The organism is Paenibacillus periandrae, from assembly GCF_022458865.1.
GTDB classification, from domain to species: Bacteria; Bacillota; Bacilli; order Paenibacillales; family NBRC-103111; genus Paenibacillus_S; species Paenibacillus_S periandrae.
In genome coordinates this window covers 117490-138177 of sequence record NZ_JAJNMU010000023.1, presented here as the reverse complement: position 1 = coordinate 138177, position 20688 = coordinate 117490, and the positions used below count along the sequence as shown (strand labels likewise).

Below are 20688 nucleotides of genomic sequence, written 5' to 3'. Positions count from 1 at the left end.
GTTTGCGCTTGCTTGCATACAGTCCCGGGAAATTCGGGGCTGTATGTTCCAAGTGGGAGGAGCAAGCTGTTGTAAGAGGGATGTCAGGATTGCCACTGCTGCAGAATAACTGTAGACTTATTTCATAAAAAGACAGCTTTGAGCAGAAAGCGGTGGACACCATGAAGGTGCTGCAATTCATCAGAGAATCAATCAAGAGGAAGATTATCCTTCTTTTTGTAACCGTGATTCTCTTTATCGCTTCTACAGTAGGTATTGTTCAATATGTGCTCACTTCGTCAATGCTTCAGCTGGATCTTGAGAAATATAGCAGACAGATGCTGGAGCAAGCCAATTTGAATATTAATCGTTACTTCAAGGAGTATGAACAAGCGTTCCTGTTCATCGAAGGAAGCGACGAATTTTATCAGTGGACAAGGCAGCAGGACAGGTACACGTCAACCTACCTGCGGCTGTACAATCTGGTCTACCAAAACTCGGTGCAGCCCTTCGTAATGCAGCATCCCGAGGTGGTTTCCATATCCTTGCTTAATTCTTACGGGAATGAGCTTCGCTATAATCCGGTTCTTCCCTTCAAGCTAGGGTATTCCCTGGCGGAGCGAATGAAGGAGCAGCCTTCGACAGATGCCCGCTCGACGAACTTCATAGTCAAAAGGTCTACGGATTACGAAGGCAAACCGATTGTTGTATTAACGCTGTTCAAAAAATTGGACTACTATGGAAATCATTCATACATTCAAATGGATATATCTGTAAAACCTATTCTGAACATTCTGGAACGGATGAACGATGGCAGCCATAACTCGCGCTATATAATGGATTCGGAGGGAACCATTGTGGCGCATCCTGTTGAAGAGGCTATATTCACAACTGCCCCCTCCCACTTGCTCAGAAGAATGTCAGACATGGAATCCGGCGCTTTTCTGGACCCTGACTCCAGACAGTTTGTGGTATTCGCCTCCATTCCTGATACTCCCGGCTGGAAATCCGTAATTGAGGTGCCCTACAAGGAAGCCGCACGCACGATCTACCTCGTGCGTGACGTAACTTTGACGGTAACGGGTATCGGCATCGGGGTTACGGTGTTGATGCTCTTAATTATGACCTCTTCCATGACCCGGAGAATTGTTTTATTAAAAAAGCAGTTGCTGAACACCAAGATCGGCCATTTTGCCCCGGGCCCCGAAGTGGGCGGAATAGATGAAATCGCTCACCTGGGGCATGCATTCAATGATATGCTGGCTCGCATGGATGCCTCTATCGACGAATTGGCCCATACCCGGGCGCGGGAGCAGATCGCTTTGTTCACCGCTGTACAGTCGCAAATTCATTCACACTTTCTATATAATTCTTTAGAGACGATCAATGCTATGGCAAGCCTGTCCGGCATGAAGCCGATCGAAGATGCCGTTGTGTCGCTATCTTCTATGATTCGTTATTCCTCTCGTATTCGCGATATTACTGTCACGCTCAGGGATGAGATTGAGCACACGAAGCATTACCTCAATATGGCGTGCATCCGGTTTGAATCGGTTACGTACAACTATAAGACGGAAGCAGCCGTGCTGTCTGCGCATTGTCCGAAACTGATTCTTCAGCCTGTTCTGGAAAATGCCATCAAGCACAATCTAGAGAAATACGGACGTTCCATCCACATCGACATATCCATGAGAAGCTGGTTCGGCCGGTATGTCCGGATTTGCATTCGAGATAATGGCGCTGGCATCCCAAAGGCTGACTTGTTCGAATTGCGGGAACGTATTTCACGCGGAAGCCTTGATATTCCAGAGGGCGACCAGAGCATAGGCTTACCGAATATAGCTTACCGCATTAAGCAATTCTATAAAAGGTATGGTCTGCAGGCTGAAATAGTTGTCAGCAATTGCCGTTCTGGCAACGGCGTTAAGGTTCACCTTATACTGCCGATTCTGTCGGCATAAAAGCGAAGGGAGGGGTAACAATGTTATTCTGTTTAATCGTGGATGATGAGAAATGGATACGCAACGGGCTGGTGAACCGGGTGAATGAGCACGCTGACTTTTCCGCTGTCAGTACTGCCAATAACGGACAGGAGGCGCTGGAATGGCTGCAGGGCAATTACGCAGATATTCTCATCACCGATGTGCGAATGCCGAACATGGACGGTCTGGAGCTAGTACGGCGCATCAACGGACAATTTCCCTGGATGAGATCGATTCTTATATCCAGCTACGATGATTTTGAATATGCCAAACGGGGCATCTTGCTCGGCACAATCGACTATATCGTAAAGCCGATCAAACAATCGGACCTTGAGCAGGCGCTGCTGGCTGCAGCAGAACAACTGCGCTCGATACGAACGAACGCGGCGCGGTCGCTTATGCTGAAAAATTACAATTCAGCCGGGATATTGCTGGCCAGATGGCAGGAATACCCGGGTAATCAGCAAGCCTTGTCACTGCCTCTGCTGGTAATCGATACGTTCCATTTATTAGAATCATGGGTAGGTGAACGAGTGGAACTGCTGCTTGCTCTCGCCGATGAATGGATCGCCGGGGTAGTCGCCGTCCGGAAAACAGAGGGGGTATTCGAGTGGATGGCCGAGGAGCATGACCGCTCTCCCGTCCCTATCCTGGATGACCGGAGATTGTACTTCAGGCTTGTCGGTGTGTACCGGCTGGAATTGGCTTTAGCCTGGTTCAACAGCCATGATGGAATGGCAGGCATCAACTCAGGCAGGCGCTCCATCGTAGATGTGAAGCGGTATATTGAACGCAATTATCCCCACAAGCTCAGCCTGCAGCAGATCGCGGATGCCGTCAATATAAGCAAACCTTACTTGGCCAACGTATTCCGGCAGGAGACGGGAATGACGATCTGGAACTATTTGACTGAGGTGAGAATGCGCGAGGCCAAAGAGCTGCTCCTGACTACTGACAAGAGGCTAGGCGATGTGGCGGAAGCAGTCGGTTATAGTGACAGCGCGCATTTTGCCAAAGTATTCAAGTCTTATTACGGAATGAGCTCCACAGAACTGAAAAATCGCTTCTCCAGATACTGCGCAGAACCATAATAAAGGCTATATATGGACCGGTCATACCCTGGCCGGTCTGTATACAGCCTTCTTTCATTGGCCTGGATGAGCTCTATTCCTGTCAATCCGCGAGCTTGTCTTGTCAGCCGCGTATTTTGTTGAACACCTTATAGGTCCGTTTCGCGCATTCGGAGATAGAAATGGGATGGAAGCCTGAAACTTCGGCATACAGTGTATCGTTCAACGGCTGCGTCCATTTTGTAGGCAGCCTTTCTGCTCCGAGCGAGGCGCCCATAATGGAACCGACGGTAGCTCCGTTGCAATCGGTGTCCCAACCGCCCAGCACCGATGTTGCAATCGCCAACTCAAAATCTCCCTTGGCAAAAATGATTGATGCCGCCACAAGCGCAGCATTATTGTTCGTATGAACTGGATGATAGTGCTTGAATGCCTCCCATATGCGATCAACCAGTTGGAGTTGATCCGTTGCCTCTTGTGCAATAGAAACCGCCAGCTCAATGTCATGCGCAAGTCGGCAATTGCGCGGGATTTCGCTTAGTCCGATCCTAACGATACGCTCAGGGTCGCTTTCTACGAAAGCTGCTGCAATCATCGCTGCACAAAACATTTCTCCATAAATGCCATTCTTCACATGCGAGAACGAGGCATCGCGCCAAGCGAGATCGGCGGCAAGCTCGGGATTGCCGGCCGCTCCATAAGCGAAGCCATCGGCCCGAATCTGAGCTCCGATCCATTCACGATAAGGATTCAAATACGTGCGAACCCAATCCTTACGTTCTTCCCAATTTTCCGGTCTTTCTGCCTTCTGGTGGGAGGTTGCCTGCGTAAAGTTCAGATAGGCTTGCGTTTCAGCTGTGCATACCTGCCTATAGGTAAGCCGGCTATGCCACAGCTTCCCGATGTCGTAGGAATCGAAATCTATTCCACGCTCTTCGAGCATAATCAGCCCGAGTACGGTATACCGAATATCATCGTCCGTCTCCATAAAGCGGATTTGTTCTCTGGTGCTCTTCAGGCTGGAGGATGCAAGGAACAGGCCGTGTTCCATCTCGGCGCGGGATTCAAGCGGAGTGTAGCCGCGAATCGGCCAGGCATCGGCACCCTCGAACCAGAGCTGCACGTTGCGCCAGCCAGGATTACTGCCTGTGCCGCCCATATAATGCCATGCCTCCAGAGGCTTACCGAGAGCACAGCCGGCACTCCGCCCCAGCCATGCTCCATAGAACTTGTCCTGCCACTGTGCTTCATCGAGCGTGTCGCTTAGCTGGCGAGGTCCCTCCGGACGCAGTAAGCGAATCTCGTTTAACTCCGACGGCTCCTCATAAGGATAATCACTGCGGATCGGCAACGCCATGAGTTCATTGTAGATTGCCATCAGCTTCTCCTGATCTGTACCTGCTGCTTCTACTCTCTCCGCATACCCTTTGACATCGCAGCCTTCCTCTTTTCTCTGCACTACTTCGTTCTGTACCAGTGAATCAAGCAATGTCCAACCCGCCATATGGTTTCCCTCCAAATATAATGATTCGTTACTGCTTCAGTATACCTGCGGCCGGATCGACTCATCTACTCAACGGTTCAGTCGTATTCTCAAAAATTGCGTGAACGGAATATTGCTTGCGGTAATCCAGGGGAGCAAGACCAACGGAGCGCACGAATAGACGGTAGAAAGAGGGCACGCTTTGGAACCCGCTTTCGAAGCAGACATTCACTGCGCTGTGATTTGTACTGATGAGAAGCCGCTTAGCTTCGTTGATGCGCAGCTGCAGCAGGTGCTCCTTGAAGCTGCGACCGAGCTCCTGCTGGAACAGGTGGCTGGCTCGCGAGGGGCTGATCCGGAGGACTTTGGCAACATCGCCCAGCTCAATCGGCTCCCGGAAGCGTTGGTCGATCAGGACAAGAGCCGGACGCATGCGCCGGAACGATTCCGTGAGCCGATTCCACTCGTTCATCGACAAGCCTGCCGCATAGTGGCGCAGGAAGAGAACGCATAGATCCAGCAAGGCACTCTTGGCCATACTCCGGTATCCTTCCTGCCTGTCGGTAAGCTCTCTGGATATCTTCTCGATCAGCGCTCCTATCGGCGCAGCCAGAGGGGAAGCAGCGGGTATGCGATTGTCGAAGTGGTCGGAGCGGTAGGCAAACGGCAGGAGCAGCGCTTCCTCCTCATCCAGCAGCAGTATCGGATCGAAATTGATGAAGATGTACGTACTCGGATCATTCTCATTCGATCTGGCGATATGGAGCTCCAGATTATTCACGATGAATATATCGCCCGGAAAGACCTCATAGTTCTTCTCACCGAAGTAAAAAATGCCTCTGCCGGAAACGCAGAGGCCAATCTCCAAACTGGAATGATAATGCAATGGCTTTGCCGTTACGCTCGGTGTCCAACGGAAAGCATTTATTGGGATGCTATGCTCGTAAGTAATTGTCAGCTTCATTAATGAACCAACCTCAAGGAATAGTATGGTATCAGCGAACAGCAGTTTGACCGCTACATTCTCATTCTATCACGTGGCTGGGAACTGCGCTAGGATTCTTGACATTTTGGAAAACAACTTGTTCGATCACCTGAAGGGAAGACAAACGCAATTGGAAATGTATGATTGGTTTGTCATTTGTCGAGTACGTTATGATCTGTAAGATGGAAGAAGCGAAGCGGCTGCTGCTGGACACTGAAAAAAGTGTGAATGACATTGCCCTGTCAATCGGCAATTCCGAGGGCAATTTAAATCGTATTTTTCAGCGCTATCTGAAGCAGTCCCCCGGTCAATTCCACAAACAATTGTTAAATAAAGAACTCAGACTATTCGTAAACAGTTAAAGCCGCTAAAACTATAGTAATTTTGGTTTAACGGCTTTTTTGTCTGCAATAATAGTAGTAGTACAGTTATTAAATGGGTCTAAAGTGGCTATTCCCTATCCCTTTATGGAGCCCAGCATAACGCCTTTTGCAAAATACTTTTGCAGAAAGGGATATGCAATAAGTATAGGCGCCATCGCAAATGTAACTGCGGCCATACGGACTGTTTCTAAGGGTGGAATTCCGTCTGCAGCCGTCCCGGAAGCACCGAGGGGCGTGGAATCCAGGACAAGCGCCTTGATCAGCACCTGTAATGTCCACTTGTTGGCATCGGATATATAGATCAAGGCATTAAAATAAATATTCCATTGCGAAACTGCAAAAAATAAAGTGAAGGCGGCAATGGCAGGCATCGAAAGGGGAATAACAATTTTGAAAAATATGCCTACGTCATTGCTTCCGTCAATTTGTGCAGATTCCTCCAGCTCAGGAGGCAGCGAATCCAAAAAGCTTTTTACAACAATTAGCGTCCATGCATTGGTCAAATTAGGCCAGATCAGTGACCAATACGAGTTAAGCAGTCCGAGACTTTTCACAACCAGATAGTTCGGAACGATGCCTGCATGAAACACCAGCGTAAAGATGACGAAGCCCAAGACGAGCTTTCTCCCATCCAGATCTTTTCTTGTAAGGCCATAGGCCAAAGTAAACGTGACGATTACCTGTAGAATGGTACCCACTACTGTGATAAAAAAAGTGCTTTTAATGGAATTCAAAAAACTTTGAGTCGACAAAATATATTTATAAGCATCTAAAGACCATTTGGGTGGGAACAGATAAAATTGTAAAGGAACATAAACCGCAGGGTCCGTGAATGAAACGCTGAAAATATAAATAAACGGGAAGATACAAATTAAGGATAACGAAATCAGGGCACTGTAGTTAATCCAATCCGCTGCCGTCAGCCTTTTTCTGTAAACGAAACTCATTCAGGTCACCTTCTTCGCTATGAATAATCACTCAAAGAAAAAGCTAGTAAATCCCCTCATATCCCAATTTTTTTACGATTTGATTAGCGGTAACTACCAGAATGAGTCCGACAATCCCTTTGAACATCCCTACAGCTACACCAACGCTGATTTTGCCGCCTACAATACCCTGAGTATACGAGTAGGTATCAAATACATCCGCAACGGAAGTGACTAGGGGGTTCATCATTAATAACACCTGTTCGAACCCGACATCCGCCATGTTTCCAAACCGGAGAATCAATAGAATGATAATGGTGGGACGTATAGCGGGCAGTGTAATATGGTAGATTTGCCGCCACCGGCTCGCTCCGTCAATGACGGCAGCTTCATAGCGGGCAGGGTCAACTCCGGCGATTGCGGCTAGAAAAATAATCGTGCCCCATCCGGCATCCTTCCATATATTTTGCAATGTCAGCAGTATCCAGAAAAACTTGGGCTCGGAGAGGAATAGAATGGGCTGGTTCCCGGAAGCAACGACTAGTTTATTGATGATGCCGATATCTGACGAGAATACAAAGAAAGTAAGACTGACGAGGATAACCCAAGATAAAAAATGGGGGAGATAGACAATCGACTGATTAATTTTTTTAAACCATTCATGTCTAACTTCATTAAGCATCAATGCCAGAACAATAGGCACAGGAAAATAAAAAACGAGGTTAAATAGGCTGATAAGGAATGTATTTCTGCCCATAATATAAAATTGTTCGTTTTGGAATAAATTGGAAAAATGTTTGAGGCCGACCCAGTTGCTCCCAAAGAAGCCTTTGAAGGGGCTGTAGTCCTGAAACGATAGCAGTAATCCCCATATAGGCAAAAATTTAAAGAGAAAAAAATAGACGACTCCCGCTGACATCATCAGGTATATGTAGCGATTTCTTTTTATTCTTACCCAGCGTTTGTTAGTTGGCATTATTCGCACCATAGTATGCCTCCCTTCTAAACTATAAGAAGAAGGGTTGGGCAATCAGGATATCCTGAGGCTCCCAAATGCCCAGCCTTTACGCAGATTTAATTGATACTGCCTAAAATTCCGTGGTTATTTATTCGTACGTGATTTATTATCCTTGGCGAATTCCTGATAGGCTTTCTTTATTTTCGGATCGGCATTTACCTTATCCACAAATTGCTTGTATTGATCCATCGTAATCTGACCGACAACCGCTTTAATTCTCATACTTTTCAATTCAGCTTCATAGGTAGGCCATACATCGACCCATGTAGGGGAATATAAATACCCAAATACGTCGGTTTTTCCTATTTGCCCGTAAATTTCCATTTCTTTCTGCTTCGCTTCGTTAGCAGCCTTTGAGGCTCCGGCATAAGCTACTTTTCCCCATTTGGAATAAGCGGGCGTCATGGCAGAGATACTGTCAACTGTAATTTCTTGTTTACCCAGATCGGTCAAAACCTTCTCGCCATTCACATTGTTGTAATGAACACCTTCCTTGCCATAATAGCCAAGATCGGTAATTTCCTGTGTGGCGGTTTTTTCAAAGAAATCCAATATTTTGGACACCTTATCCTGAGGTACCCTCTTACTAATATACATGCCGCCACGGGTCCCAATGTCGAGCATGGCTCCTTCGCCGCCAGGTCCTTTTAACGGCTGAAACGACACTACGTTACCATCAGGCTGGGTTTTCTTTACATTATCTGTATAAACGAAGCTGTAGTAAGCGCTGGCATCATAGGCGAATGCCCGACCTGAGCTGAACAAATCTTTTTGTTGCGTAACGGTCAGAGCGGAAAACTCCTTAGCTATCAACCCTTCTGCATAAAGTCCACGGAACCATTCGACCAGTTTAGTAAACTGCGGATTTAAATAGGAGTACATCAGACCGCCATCCGTATCGTAAGTTGGATTAGGCACACCGAAGGCAGCGTTCAGGGAAGGGGAGCCGGTGGCATCAGCGATGTCATAACCAATTGTACCGTTGCCGCCAGCTGGGTTGTTTTTCACAATAGCTTTCAGCGCATCTTTAAACTCATCTACAGTTTTAGGAACAGGAATATTTGCTTTTTCCAGCCAATCCCTTCGGAACATAATCGTATTATCGATCTGTGCTCTGCTTCGAGGAATACCCATAGTTTTCCCGTCATATTTAACGTAACTCCAAGAGCCAGGTATCATTTTATCGCGTAAATTCGGATATTTGGAGAAATCGCCAAGAAAAGGAGTCAGATCCCAAAAGGCTCCGTCTTTAATTGCATTGACCAATGTGGGGCGGGTGTAATCTGCCTTCAGAACCTCCGGAAGGTCTCCAGATGCAAGCACCAGGTCCAGCTTGGCATTATAATCGTTTCCATCCAAGACGAAAGTAATATTCAGCTTAGTATTCGTAAGCCTTTGCAATTCGGTATAAAAAGCGTTATCCAACTTGGGTATGGTATTTGTAAAACTCGTCATCACATCAATGGATAAGGGACCTGCGTCTTTATTGTCCGCTGCAGCTGTTCCTCTCGTATCTACGGTTCCCGTGCCAGGAACTGCGCTGTCGCTTGCTCCGCTGCTACAGCCGTTGAATACCAGGAGGCTAAGAAATAACGGCAAGCTGAATTTGGCCCATTTATTGGTCATCGCCAACACCTCGATTGAGTTAATGTGGATGATTTAGTTTAATATTCAATTACAATCGTTTCGAACAATTGCAGCTCTGGCAGCTTGAAAGTGACAGATTGCTCGGATGATACCGCGAAATCTAACAACCGTTTTGATTTCAATGTATAAATGCTGCTAGGCTTCCGTTCAACAGCAAGTTCTATCTCAATAGATTGAATAGGAATCGGAGGATGAAAGGCGGTACCCAATTGTCCGCTTAAATTTACGAGATGAATCAGCGTGCTGCCGTCCTTTTTCTTAAGGTGAGAGGTTACCTCAACCGTTGGATACGTATTGATAAGTAAACTTCGCTCTACCTGAAGCAGATCAATCAAGGCGCTGAGCACCAGTTTGGAGTGAGCATGATTGCTCAGCTTCTCATAATGCTTGCCAATCGTCCAGGGAATGAGAGCGGTGCTGCCTTTGCCATAGGAATGTTGGATAAGCCCCGGTGTATCGGTAATGACGGTATAGTAGCATTTTTCCGGAGGACCAAACATGCAGGGAGGGATGTACCCCAGAAAACTCGTGCATGACTCCTTACAGCGTGCTTGAAAAAATTCATCATACAAGTACATGATGTCCAAATCTTCAAACCCTTGCAGCCGCTCCTTATCTTCCGGTTTAACGCGGAAGTAGGCACCCTGCTGACGCGGGTAGATCTGCTCTATACGGTCCGCACCCAGCGATGCCAAACGGTATTCATGGTAAGGTGTTCCTTTCTCGTCGCAGATTGAGGAACCGCCGGTTGCCAGCAGCTTGCCTCCGGATTGCACATAGCTGTCCAGTACACTGCATGCGGTCCCGCTCAAATTGCGGGCATCCGGCAGCAGTACGGCTTGATATGCGCTCAGCTTATCCAAGGTCGATGGATCTTCCAGAATGCTGTCATGAATGACATCAAATAAAATATGCTGCTCCGAAAGGATGCGGAATAGTCCCTGAAACTCTTTAACACTTCCATAATAGCTGCTGTTGTGCGGGAAGATCAGGCATACATCGGAGCGTGACGCGATGTTGGTATAGTGATGTTCGTTATCCCGGTGAAAGCTATACAATTCCTTAACGGATTCCATACACAAACGGTCATCCTGATTATTTAATGTGCCAATTACGTAAAAGTCCAACCATCCGCCATGGACTAAATCCTGTGCTAATCTGGCGGCTGTATGATGTGCAGATACGGCGGAATGGCGCATAGCAAAATCGACAAAATGAACTGCAGAATTACTGACCGCCATATGCTCCCAGGAGTTCATCACCATATTGACATGATGAGAGGCGGAGTAGTTAAATTCAGGAAGCTGACGGTCGATGCCAGTGTTGGATTCCATCCTGAAAATATCCGTACCCTCGGGAGTATAATTGCAAATAGCAACGTTAGGATTGACGTCTTTCACCGCTTGGGCGCGTCTCCTGAACAATTCAGCTACTGTTTGCTGCTTGAACTTTTCATAATCCCGATAAACAGGGTCAAGGCTATCCGCCGTCAGAGGCAGTTGAGGATGACCAAATAATTGTTGAAAACGGGCCTGATCGCTGTCGGATTGACAAATCCCGTAATGATTGTAGCTGTAATCATGAGTGACATAACCATGCATATTGATAAATACACCATCAATCGGATATTTCATGACGGCCTCCGTCATGATCTGGATCGAACCTTCCTGCTGGTACCATCCGTTAAATGCAGTATGTACCTGACCGTTATAATTGACGGTTTCGCCTTTGACACTTTTATACAACCATTCGGGATGCTTCAAAGCAATGGCTTCGTTTAATCTGCTGAAGTCAAACCGGGCAATCAACCGTATGCCATTGGCATGAACACGTTCGAGGATTTCCCCGACAAAGTCGTTGACCAGAAGGGGATTGCGGTATTGAAAATCGAGCTCCGTAGGATAATTGGCAACGATACCGCCAACATTTAATAAAAGCACATCCGCTGAAAATGGCTTCAAGCTGTTTACAAACTCATCGGGGTCCGATAGCACATCAATTTCCCGAAGATTGGTTTGAATTAATCGCATCGGTTTTTCCAGCCACCACTTGTTTATTTTCATTTCGTCCTGTCTCCTTTTTATTATTTAAAGCCCTAGCCTTTCGTGTAAACATCTCTTTCCGACAATTGATTAACCATAGCTCCTCCCGTACGATAGGCGTGTATATTGTGACGGATGAATTCAAGCGAGCGCCCGTTTCTGTCAGGAACTGCAGGCGTACAGTGCGGAGTAATCAGCGTATTGGGAGCATCCCATAATGGGCTGTCTGCTGAAAGCGGTTCCGATGAAAAGGTATCAAGCCCCGCTCCGGCAATAGTTCCCTCACGTAGAGCCAACAGCAGTGCATTCTCATCTACAACAGCACCTCGGGCAAGATTAACCAAGAAAGCGGAGGGCTTCATTAATTCCAGCTCTCTTTTACCAATCAAATGATGAGTTTCGTTCGAAAGAGGCAGCACTAGCGCAACGATATCGCTTTCTCGCAAAAGCTCATCCAGTGTATCACCGCGGTCTGCGCAGAAGAGCTTGTCAACATGCTCCGGGATATCGCTTACGCTGCGGCGGTAGCCCAGAACCCGCATATTGAATGCTTTCGCTCGCAAAGCAAGCTCTTTACCTGTATTTCCCAATCCAAGAATTCCCATCGTCTTTCCATACAATCCGCGCAGATTATTTTGGCCGGGAATTCCCCACTGATGGGCTTGCTGGGCAGCATAGAAAGAAGTAAATTTATAAGTAAGTGCCAGCGAAAAATACATGACGTGTTCTGCGAGCACAGGTCCCGAGCGACCGGCGGAGCTGGTTACAATAATACCCTTCTCGAATACCTCTGGACGAGCTGACTTGTTAAGACCGGCATGGTCGCAATGAATCCAACGAAGGTTGGGGGCATTCAGAAAGCGATCATCCAAATCTCCATGAAGCAGAGCAACATCGGCTATCTTGAGGGCCTCTTCGATGCCGGAAGCATCCTTTGTGCTGAGATGAATGATATTGGCCGGAAATAAAGCTTCCTTAAGCCGGGCCATGTGATTCTCTGCGTATTCTACTGTTACCAGAACATTCTTAATTTCCCTTGTACTTGTCATGTTACCACTCCTTGATTGGTTTATTAGCTATCCATATGATTAAGCCCGGCTGCATGATTAGCCTTTAACAGATCCGAGCATGACGCCTTTGGCAAAATATTTTTGCAGGAATGGATATACGACCAGAATAGGTAGCATCGCTAATACAATTGAAGCCATACGGATCGTTTCCTGTGGGACGAGAACCTCATCAGAGCTCCCTTGCTGACCTACTCCAGAAGCATCAGCTTCAATAACCAACTGTTTGATTAATACCTGAAGCGTCCATTTCTTAGTGTCCGATATATAAATAAGAGCATTGAAGTACGTATTCCAATGCTGGACTGCGAAAAACAGTGTAAATGCGGCGATTGCGGGAAGGGAGAGGGGGATTATAATTCTTAGGAATACATCTATATCTGTACAGCCATCAATTTTGGCCGAATCCTCCAATTCCGGGTGAATCGACTCCATAAAGCTCTTAACGACAATTAGACTCCAAGCGCTGGTAAGGCTGGGCCAAATTAATGACCAATAGGAGTTCAGCAGGCCCATTTCTTTAACCAAAATATAATTAGGAATGATCCCGGCGTTGAAAAAGAGTGTAAAGATCACGGTGCCCAGGAAAAAATTACGGCCCATCACCCATTTTTTAGTTAAACCGTATGCCATCGTGAACGTAATGATAATGTTGAGTACGGTACCTGCAACCGTAATAAATGCAGTGCTTTTTAATGAGTTGCCAAAGCTGTCGGTCGTTAAGATATAAGCATAGGAGGCGAGAGACCACTTATCAGGAAGCAGATAAAATTTTAAGGGCGTATAGGTTGAAGGGTCCGTTAACGAAAGGCTGAGTACATACAAAAAAGGAAACAAACTAACAATAGCAATCAGTCCAAGCAGACTATAGTTGAGCCAATCGCCAACCGTCATTGATTTTTGGTGAATAAAACTCATGGGTTCTTCCTCCCTGTACGGATGCTGCTAATAAATACCCTCATGCCCGAGTTTCTTGACCACGTAATTGGCGATGATGACGAGAATGAGTCCCACAACTCCCTTGAACATGCCTACTGCGGTGCCAATACTGATATCACCCTGCTGAATCCCCCGATAATATACGTAGGTGTCAAATACGTCTGCGACATCATTCACAAGGGGGTTCATCATAAGCAAGACCTGCTCAAAACCAACGTCAGCCATATGCCCCAACCGCAAAATAAGCAGAATCACGATTGTCGGCCGGATAGCGGGAAGCGTAATATGCCAGATTTGCCTCAATCTCCCGGCCCCATCAACGACTGCCGCCTCATACCGCTGCGGGTCCACCCCAGCTACGGCTGCAAGGAAAATGATCGTGCCCCAGCCGGTCTCCTTCCAGATGTTTTGCAAAGTCAGGATGCCCCAGAAAAATTTAGGCTCCGATAAAAATGAAATCGAATCCATTCCAAAGGAAATCAATAGCTTGTTAATAAAACCAACATCGACGGATAGCGTGAAAAAGGTCATACTTGCTACGACAACCCAAGACAGGAAATGCGGCATATATACGATGGATTGATTTAGCTTCTTGAACCACTCATGCCTGACCTCGTTTAGCATAACTGATAAAAGAATCGGTAACGGAAAGAAGAAGATCAAGCTCATCAGGTTAATGAGCAGCGTATTCCGCAATAAAATATAAAAGTGCTTATCGAGAAATAAATTCGAAAAATGCTCAAATCCAACCCATTCACTTCCGCCTATCCCGGCAAACGGGTTGTAATTCTGAAAAGCGATAAGCACACCCCACATAGGTAAAAATTTGAAAATTGCGAAATAAATAAAACCGGGCAGGATCAGCATATACACATACCGTCCGGTGACCAGACGCTGCCAAACCTTTCTGTTATGGGTTGACGAAGTGTGAGGCAGGGATAGTCCCGATGGTTGGGTCGATTGTTCCAGGTTCATGGCGGTTCTCCTTTCTTCATGCAGTCCAAATTACCGGTAATTGGTTCGATAATTGCTGGGCGATGTTTTTAACAGACGCTGAAAGACACGATTAAAGTTCCGATGCGAATAACCGACAGCCTCGGCTATTTGGCTAATATTTTGATCAGTCGCTGTTAACAATCTCCGGGCTTCGTTCATTTTACACTCCGTTACATAGTCAATAAACGATTCTCCGAATTCTTTTTTGAACAAACGGCTTAAGTAAGCGGGTGTAATATGAAACAAATCGGCGCATTCCGCCAATGAAATTTCCCGAGATACATGGTCGACAATATACCTGCGTACTTTTTGAGCGATTATTTTGCCTGAAGTGTTGTAGTTATCGTTGGCAATTTTTTCATATAGAGGAAATAGATACTCACTAAACCAATCACGCATTTCTGCCCGGGTTTCCCGGACTCTGAGCTGGTCGAAAAGGTCGTATTCGAGCATATCGGGTATACCGCCGCCCTTGTGCTCAATGGAAGCGATTATTGCAGCCAACAGCATATGATAGCTTTGAGAGCTGATTGCGTAAGATTCAGACGGCTGCAGCGCATGAGTAAATTCCTCCATGGATGACTTTGCCTGTTTCAGATCACCCAGTGCGAGCGACTCGACAATAGAGCTCTCAATTGCGCGAGGATAGCTGAATGGAAGCAGCTTCTGTGTACTTTCCAAGTCAGCAATATATAAGACGGACTCATCCTCTTTATATAAGCGATACTGCAGAGAGAGCTTGGATTCCCGGTATGACACTCGAATATCCGCAATGTGAGGATACAACCGCCCAATTCCAACAGATACCTGAAGCTTTAAATACTTAAGCAGTGCAGCGCGGACCGATTCAGCATACTGTTTCGTTTCATTGATATTCGAATTCAAAGAGGTGTTCTTGCCGAAATATAGAATCGCGGTTCCTTGACCCTGATGGTCATGAAGAACGTTACCCCGAAGTGTCGGGTGGCTGGAAAGCAGTTCTCCCATTACATTCGTTACGGCGAAAGTAATCATGGGCTTATCTTCTGGACGAAAGCGCTCTTCATTAAACAGCTTTTCGACCTTGACCAGCAATACGACTACATAGGTATGATCTACAGGAATTCCGTATTTGCGGCATTCATCATACAGCGTCGGACTGTGAATGTAATTGCCTGCAAGCCACTGCTGCAGCAGCCTTTCCATAAGCGGCGGAATCGAGCGGTCAAGCTGCTCGCCCAGCGTTTTTTTCTCTATATGGAGATGCTCCACCAATTGCCCGATCGGATTATAGGCCCGTTTTAAGGTAATGACAGTAAGTAAAATGCCGACCGACAACAGTACAAGCACAGCGGAAATAGTCATCCATCGGATCCATCCCAGTTCTTTTGCAATAGCCTGATTGGGATTTACCGATATGTAAATATTGCCGGATGTGGATTTTATGTACGAATAATAGAGTGGTTCTCCGTGGGAGTCTTCAGCTTTGAAGCTGTCTTTCTTGCGTTGATCGGTTAGGACCGTCTGTATGATTTCTTCATTATAGTAGGAATGGATGTCACTGCTTTTCTGAATTTGAAAAAGTACTCGGTGCTGCTCGTCAATAGCAATAATAGACTCGGTTTTGGCCAGCATGGATACATCGGCAACATATTTTTTAATCTGGCTGACATCGACTTGTATAACCAGCAAGCCTTGCGATTCCCCCGAGGCAAGCGTTGGGAGCTTCATAGCAAAGGAAATATATCCATTAAGCTTGCTTTCGGGCAAATAAATCCATTGACCCTGCTGATTGCTTTTTTCCAATTGTTCGATATCTTTTTTATATTTAAAATCTGCTTTTTGCTGGTGGCCTGCCTCGGTAGACAATACGAACTGAGCATTATTGTTATAATAATAAATATTTCCGATCAGATTGTTCTGATATTTTTCTAGTGATATTTTGTTCAACAGCTCCATTTGGGCCACGTAATTGGTTTGATAATCCGGAAGATTGAAGGAATCCGTGATCATGGAATCAAACGCTAAATGAAATGACCGGTCAACAACGTCGCGCATCACCTTTTCTGTAAACTGCTCGACCATAGTTAATGATGTCTGGTTATCGGATTGAATGCTTTCAATTCCTCCTTTCATTGAGAACTGGTAATATACAACACCCGCCAACATAATCGGCACGCATACCGAGAGGCAACCAAACCAAATGAGTCGGTAGAAATAAGTAGCTTTCATTCCATGAACATCCCGAATATTCATTAGCTATCATCTCCCGTACGATCAATATAACAAGAAATGGAGTGGGCAGATATAGACAATATTTGATATTGGTGAAAGTGCTTACAGTGATGAGGATTTCCCTGCAACATCGTAAAATTTGTCTATTGAGTGCCTGCCCCCTCCGGTTTACTATGAGGTTATGCTTGACATATTTAATTAATGAGGGGATGAACGAATGGGGCTAAATTATCCAAAACGTATGCGTGGACCGACAATAAAGGTAGCCATTAGTTCCGCGCTGGCTCTGCTTCTCTTGGCAGGCTGCAGCAGCAGTCCAAATGCGGCTATACCGACAAATCCGGTAGAGCCGCCAAGCAGTAAGCCGCCTGAAACGAAGTCAGCCAGCCCGCTGGAGATTCAAATGACAGCGCGTTTGTTCGAGGAAGCGCCCAATATGGAAAACTCCTATTGGAAAGAGTTTATGAAGCGAACCAATACCAAATTAAACATTGAATGGATCCCCGACGGCGACTATACGACCAAACTAAACCTGATTCTTGCCTCAGGAAATATTCCTGAAGTCCTTGTAATTAATAACCTCAAACACCCGCCTGTAGTTAATGCGGTCAGGAATGGGGCGTTTTGGGATCTCACGCCGATTCTGGGTGATTTCAGCAAATACCCGAATTTGAAAAATTATTCAGCCCCTGATTCCTGGATTACCAGCCGGATTATCGGTAAAAATTATGCAATTCCCAAAAATCGCCCACAGCTGTCCGGTGGTCCAAAAATCCGAAAGGATTGGTTGGATAAGTTGGGAATCCCGATGCCGCAGACTATGGACGAATACCGCGTCGCTCTGAAAAAGATTGTGGATGCCGATATTGACGGCAATGGCAAGAAGGATACGATAGGGCTTGTATCCAAGGCCAGTCTGTTTTCTGGAAGCGCTGGTGGATTTGGTGATGCCTTCGGCATGGGAAAACCTACCTTTGATCCGGATGGCGGACTTATTTATGAGCAATTGACTCCGCAATATGCCGATATGATCGCCTGGTTGAGGGACCTTTATTCAGATGGGGTGCTGGCCAAGGAATTCGCAGTTATGAAGCCTACACAGGCGGTTGAGCTCTTTGAAGCCGGTAAAGCTGCATCCTTGATTAATGAAAGCTTTCGTTGGGATTATTCGTTCATGAGTACTATTAAGAAAGTACAGCCTGAAGCTATTGTAGATACCGTTCCTCCTCTTCAAGGCTTAAATGGATATGCTGTTCGCTATTCAACTGGAGTGGACGGAGCTTTTCTTATTTCGAAAAAGGTTCCCGAAGAAAAAGTCAGACGAATCTTGGATTTTTTCGAACTGACGAACAGCAAAGAATACTACGATTTTTCGGTCAACGGTCTTGAAGGTATTCATTATAACAAGGTAAACGGTGAAATTGTCTTAACAGACCAACATAAGAAAGAAGTGGGTTCTACCTCACCTTGGCAGCCTATTACGTTATTCTTTGATAAGTATGGAAAAATAGTGACACCGGTCGCTCCAAAGGAATATAACGATGCGAAAATCAAGCTGATTGAATCGCAGGGTTACTTGACGAAGGGCGTTATTAGTCCATTCAGCGTTATTGACTCGAGCACGTGGGTTGCGACTTGGCCTAAATTCCAGCAGGAATGGACCTCGATGTCGGTAAAAGCCATAGTTGGCCAAATCTCCATGGATGAATATAAGGCTTACGTGAAAAAAATCAACGATGATCCGAACATTAAGAAGTCTTACCAAGAATTTGCTAAGGATTATAAAGAAACCTTTGGGAAATGAGGCGAAGCTTATATGGGTGAGCAAAAAAAATGGTGGATTAACCGGCCATGGCGCGAAATTCAAACGAATTTACGTGAGATTGATATGCTGGACATTAACGCCGAGCAATTTGTTGCGGATCTGCAGGAATTCAAAGCTAATGTGGTGATGATCAATGCAGCAGGTATTATTGCCAGCTATCCGACGAGTCTGCCGTTTCATTTTCAAAGTCCATATTTAACGGGCGACAGCTTGAAGGATATTATTGCCGCTTGCCATAAAGCAGATATTAAAGTTTTTGCCAGAACCGACTTTTCCAAGGTCCGTCGGCCGATCTACGAAACTCATCCCGAATGGGCCTATGTCAGTCAGAAGGGCGAGATTATTGATTATAACGGCGATGTTCACGTTTGTTTGAACGGAGATTACCAACAGCATTATGCTCCACAAATCATTAAAGAAGCGATAACGACACACGATTTTGACGGTATCTTCTTTAACATGGGTGGATACCAAGTAAAGGATTACAGCTACCGTTATTATGGCATATGCCATTGCGACAGCTGCAAACGGGGATTTGCAGAGATGTTCGACGCTCAGCTACCCAAGGCTGAGGATGCAAGCGATCCGCTGTTTCAAAAATATATGATCTTTAAACAACAAACGCTGAAGAATTACGCGGTCACCATGCATCAGGTGATTCTAGGGGTACGTCCCGACATTTGCATCGCCAATAATTTTGAACTAAAGCAAGGCATGATTCGGCAGGAGTCCAACACGGCCTTGGATCGTCCGCTGCCTCATTGGCAGTACAGCGCATCCGACAATACCAAATGGGCGGTGAGCTCTTATCCTGAGATGGTATCCAGTAACACGACAGTCGATTTCCCCGACTATTATCATAGGCATGTTTCGATTTCACCGTTTCAGCAGAAGCTGCGCTTGGCTCAAAATCTTGCTAATGGAGGAGGGCTGGATTACTACATAATGGGACGTCTTGATAATAAAGAGGATAAATCCGGGTATGAAGGGATCAAGGAAATCTTTCATTATCATGCGGAGCATGGCGAGGAGTACCTGAATATCAGCTCAAATTCAACGATTGCTTTATTGAACGGGCCTTCAGCCAATCAAGCTGAATACCGTGGCTGGTACCGCTTCTTGACGGAAAATCATTATGTTTTCGATACCTTAGTTGTTCAGAATGCATTGAATCTTTCTTGGGATAAATATAAGGCAATTATTGTTCCCGATTACCAGCCGCTTAGCGATGAATTTACTGCTAGATTGGATGCATTCACACACGCAGGGGGAGTAGTTGTTTCGATATGTCGCAGCGGCTTTACCAATGAAGCTTATATTGCCAGACATACTCCGCCATTAAAAAGCTTAGGTATTGATAAAATAAGCTCCGTGCGTGAGGACAATCGTTCGGTATATTTCAAAGTGGATCATAAAGATCAATTTACACGCTTCCCGGTCAGCGGTCTGATTTATTTGGACAGTCATTATGTATTCGCTGAGTACAACGATCAGACGGAAGCCTATTTTAAACTGATTCCGCCTCATATGTTTGGACCACCGGAGCGCTGCTACTATACCCAGGTTACCGAGCATCCCGGGTTTACTGTAAGTGCATACGGGAAGGGGCGCGGCATATTCATTCCGTGGAAACCGGGTGAGCTGTTTCATAGACAAGGCTATACGAATACGATTGAATTCGTAGCTGATCTACTTGAGCATGTGGCTGGATTAAAGCCAATTCAAGGAAATCTGCCGCCGATGGTCGAGGCTACGCTGTTCGAACAGAAGGGCCGTAATTCCACACTACTTCATCTGGTGAATGGTACCGGACATTTCGGGGCTACCTTTTATGAACCGGTTACACTTTCTGATCTAGAAGTGATTTTCCCGGCTGCTGAAGCCCCGCAATCCGTTATAAGCTTAATTAGCGGAAGCGATTGTGAGCATGAATACAGGGATGGTCAGCTTACAATTAAGCTAAGCAAGCTGGGACTATTCGAAGCGATTAAGATTTCGTTCTAATAACCCATAAGGTAAGGTGTATCCGACCGCATGAATGTTGTTGAATTTCAACAATAAGCAGTCGGGTACACTTTTTACATTGACATAATCTTAGCGATATGGGAATATATTCTTAACACATAAATTGA

At 46.0% G+C, this 20688-nt stretch carries 15 protein-coding genes; 5 read left to right on the top strand and 10 right to left on the bottom strand.

The window, feature by feature from the left end; translation table 11 throughout:
- The first annotated feature begins 161 nt into the window (after positions 1-161).
- A complete protein-coding gene (locus LRL21_RS32980) occupies positions 162-1940 on the top strand; it encodes a sensor histidine kinase (RefSeq protein ID WP_240420047.1) in 1779 nt (592 codons plus the stop codon).
- Between the two features lie 20 nt (positions 1941-1960).
- Positions 1961-3052, top strand: a complete 1092-nt coding sequence (locus tag LRL21_RS32975) for a response regulator (protein WP_240420046.1) — start codon at positions 1961-1963, stop codon at positions 3050-3052.
- 103 nt (positions 3053-3155) lie between these two features.
- Here the strand turns inward: LRL21_RS32975 and LRL21_RS32970 are convergent, their stop codons facing one another.
- Together LRL21_RS32970 and LRL21_RS32965 are read right to left on the bottom strand one after the other, a co-directional pair.
- Entirely contained in the window at positions 3156-4535 is a 1380-nt protein-coding gene (locus LRL21_RS32970; RefSeq protein ID WP_240420045.1) for an ADP-ribosylglycohydrolase family protein, read from the bottom strand.
- 61 nt (positions 4536-4596) lie between these two features.
- Positions 4597-5478, bottom strand: a complete 882-nt coding sequence (locus LRL21_RS32965; RefSeq protein ID WP_240420044.1) for an AraC family transcriptional regulator — start codon at positions 5476-5478, stop codon at positions 4597-4599.
- Between the two features lie 161 nt (positions 5479-5639).
- Here LRL21_RS32965 and LRL21_RS32960 point away from each other — a divergent pair, with 161 nt between their 5' ends.
- Positions 5640-5861 (top strand): helix-turn-helix transcriptional regulator, encoded by a 222-nt coding sequence (locus LRL21_RS32960; protein ID WP_240420043.1) that lies wholly within the window; start codon positions 5640-5642, stop codon positions 5859-5861.
- A 95-nt stretch (positions 5862-5956) separates the two neighbouring features.
- Here the strand turns inward: LRL21_RS32960 and LRL21_RS32955 are convergent, their stop codons facing one another.
- From LRL21_RS32955 to LRL21_RS32920, 8 genes are all read right to left on the bottom strand, one after another.
- Positions 5957-6829: a carbohydrate ABC transporter permease gene (locus LRL21_RS32955; protein WP_240420042.1), complete on the bottom strand. Its 873-nt coding sequence runs from the start codon at positions 6827-6829 to the stop codon at positions 5957-5959.
- Between the two features lie 43 nt (positions 6830-6872).
- Positions 6873-7796: an ABC transporter permease gene (locus LRL21_RS32950; protein WP_240420041.1), complete on the bottom strand. Its 924-nt coding sequence runs from the start codon at positions 7794-7796 to the stop codon at positions 6873-6875.
- A 114-nt stretch (positions 7797-7910) separates the two neighbouring features.
- Positions 7911-9452 carry a type 2 periplasmic-binding domain-containing protein gene (locus LRL21_RS32945; protein ID WP_240420040.1) on the bottom strand — a complete coding sequence of 514 codons (1542 nt, stop codon included), beginning with the start codon at positions 9450-9452 and terminating at the stop codon, positions 7911-7913.
- Between the two features lie 38 nt (positions 9453-9490).
- Positions 9491-11536, bottom strand: a complete 2046-nt coding sequence (locus LRL21_RS32940) for an alpha-amylase family protein (RefSeq protein WP_240420039.1) — start codon at positions 11534-11536, stop codon at positions 9491-9493.
- Between the two features lie 32 nt (positions 11537-11568).
- Positions 11569-12564 (bottom strand): D-2-hydroxyacid dehydrogenase, encoded by a 996-nt coding sequence (locus LRL21_RS32935; protein WP_240420038.1) that lies wholly within the window; start codon positions 12562-12564, stop codon positions 11569-11571.
- Positions 12565-12621: 57 nt separating this feature from the next.
- Entirely contained in the window at positions 12622-13500 is an 879-nt protein-coding gene (locus tag LRL21_RS32930) for a carbohydrate ABC transporter permease (RefSeq protein ID WP_240420037.1), read from the bottom strand.
- 27 nt (positions 13501-13527) lie between these two features.
- The gene (locus tag LRL21_RS32925) at positions 13528-14496 is read right to left on the bottom strand and encodes an ABC transporter permease (protein ID WP_240420036.1); all 969 of its coding nucleotides are present in this window, start codon (positions 14494-14496) and stop codon (positions 13528-13530) included.
- Positions 14497-14526: 30 nt separating this feature from the next.
- Complete coding sequence (locus LRL21_RS32920) at positions 14527-16752, bottom strand: helix-turn-helix domain-containing protein (protein WP_240420035.1); 2226 nt, start codon at positions 16750-16752, stop codon at positions 14527-14529.
- Between the two features lie 196 nt (positions 16753-16948).
- Between LRL21_RS32920 and LRL21_RS32915 the strand changes: the two genes are divergently transcribed.
- Complete coding sequence (locus LRL21_RS32915; RefSeq protein ID WP_240420034.1) at positions 16949-18535, top strand: extracellular solute-binding protein; 1587 nt, start codon at positions 16949-16951, stop codon at positions 18533-18535.
- Positions 18536-18547: 12 nt separating this feature from the next.
- A complete protein-coding gene (locus LRL21_RS32910; RefSeq protein ID WP_240420033.1) occupies positions 18548-20560 on the top strand; it encodes an alpha-amylase family protein in 2013 nt (670 codons plus the stop codon).
- The last annotated feature ends 128 nt before the right edge of the window (positions 20561-20688 follow it).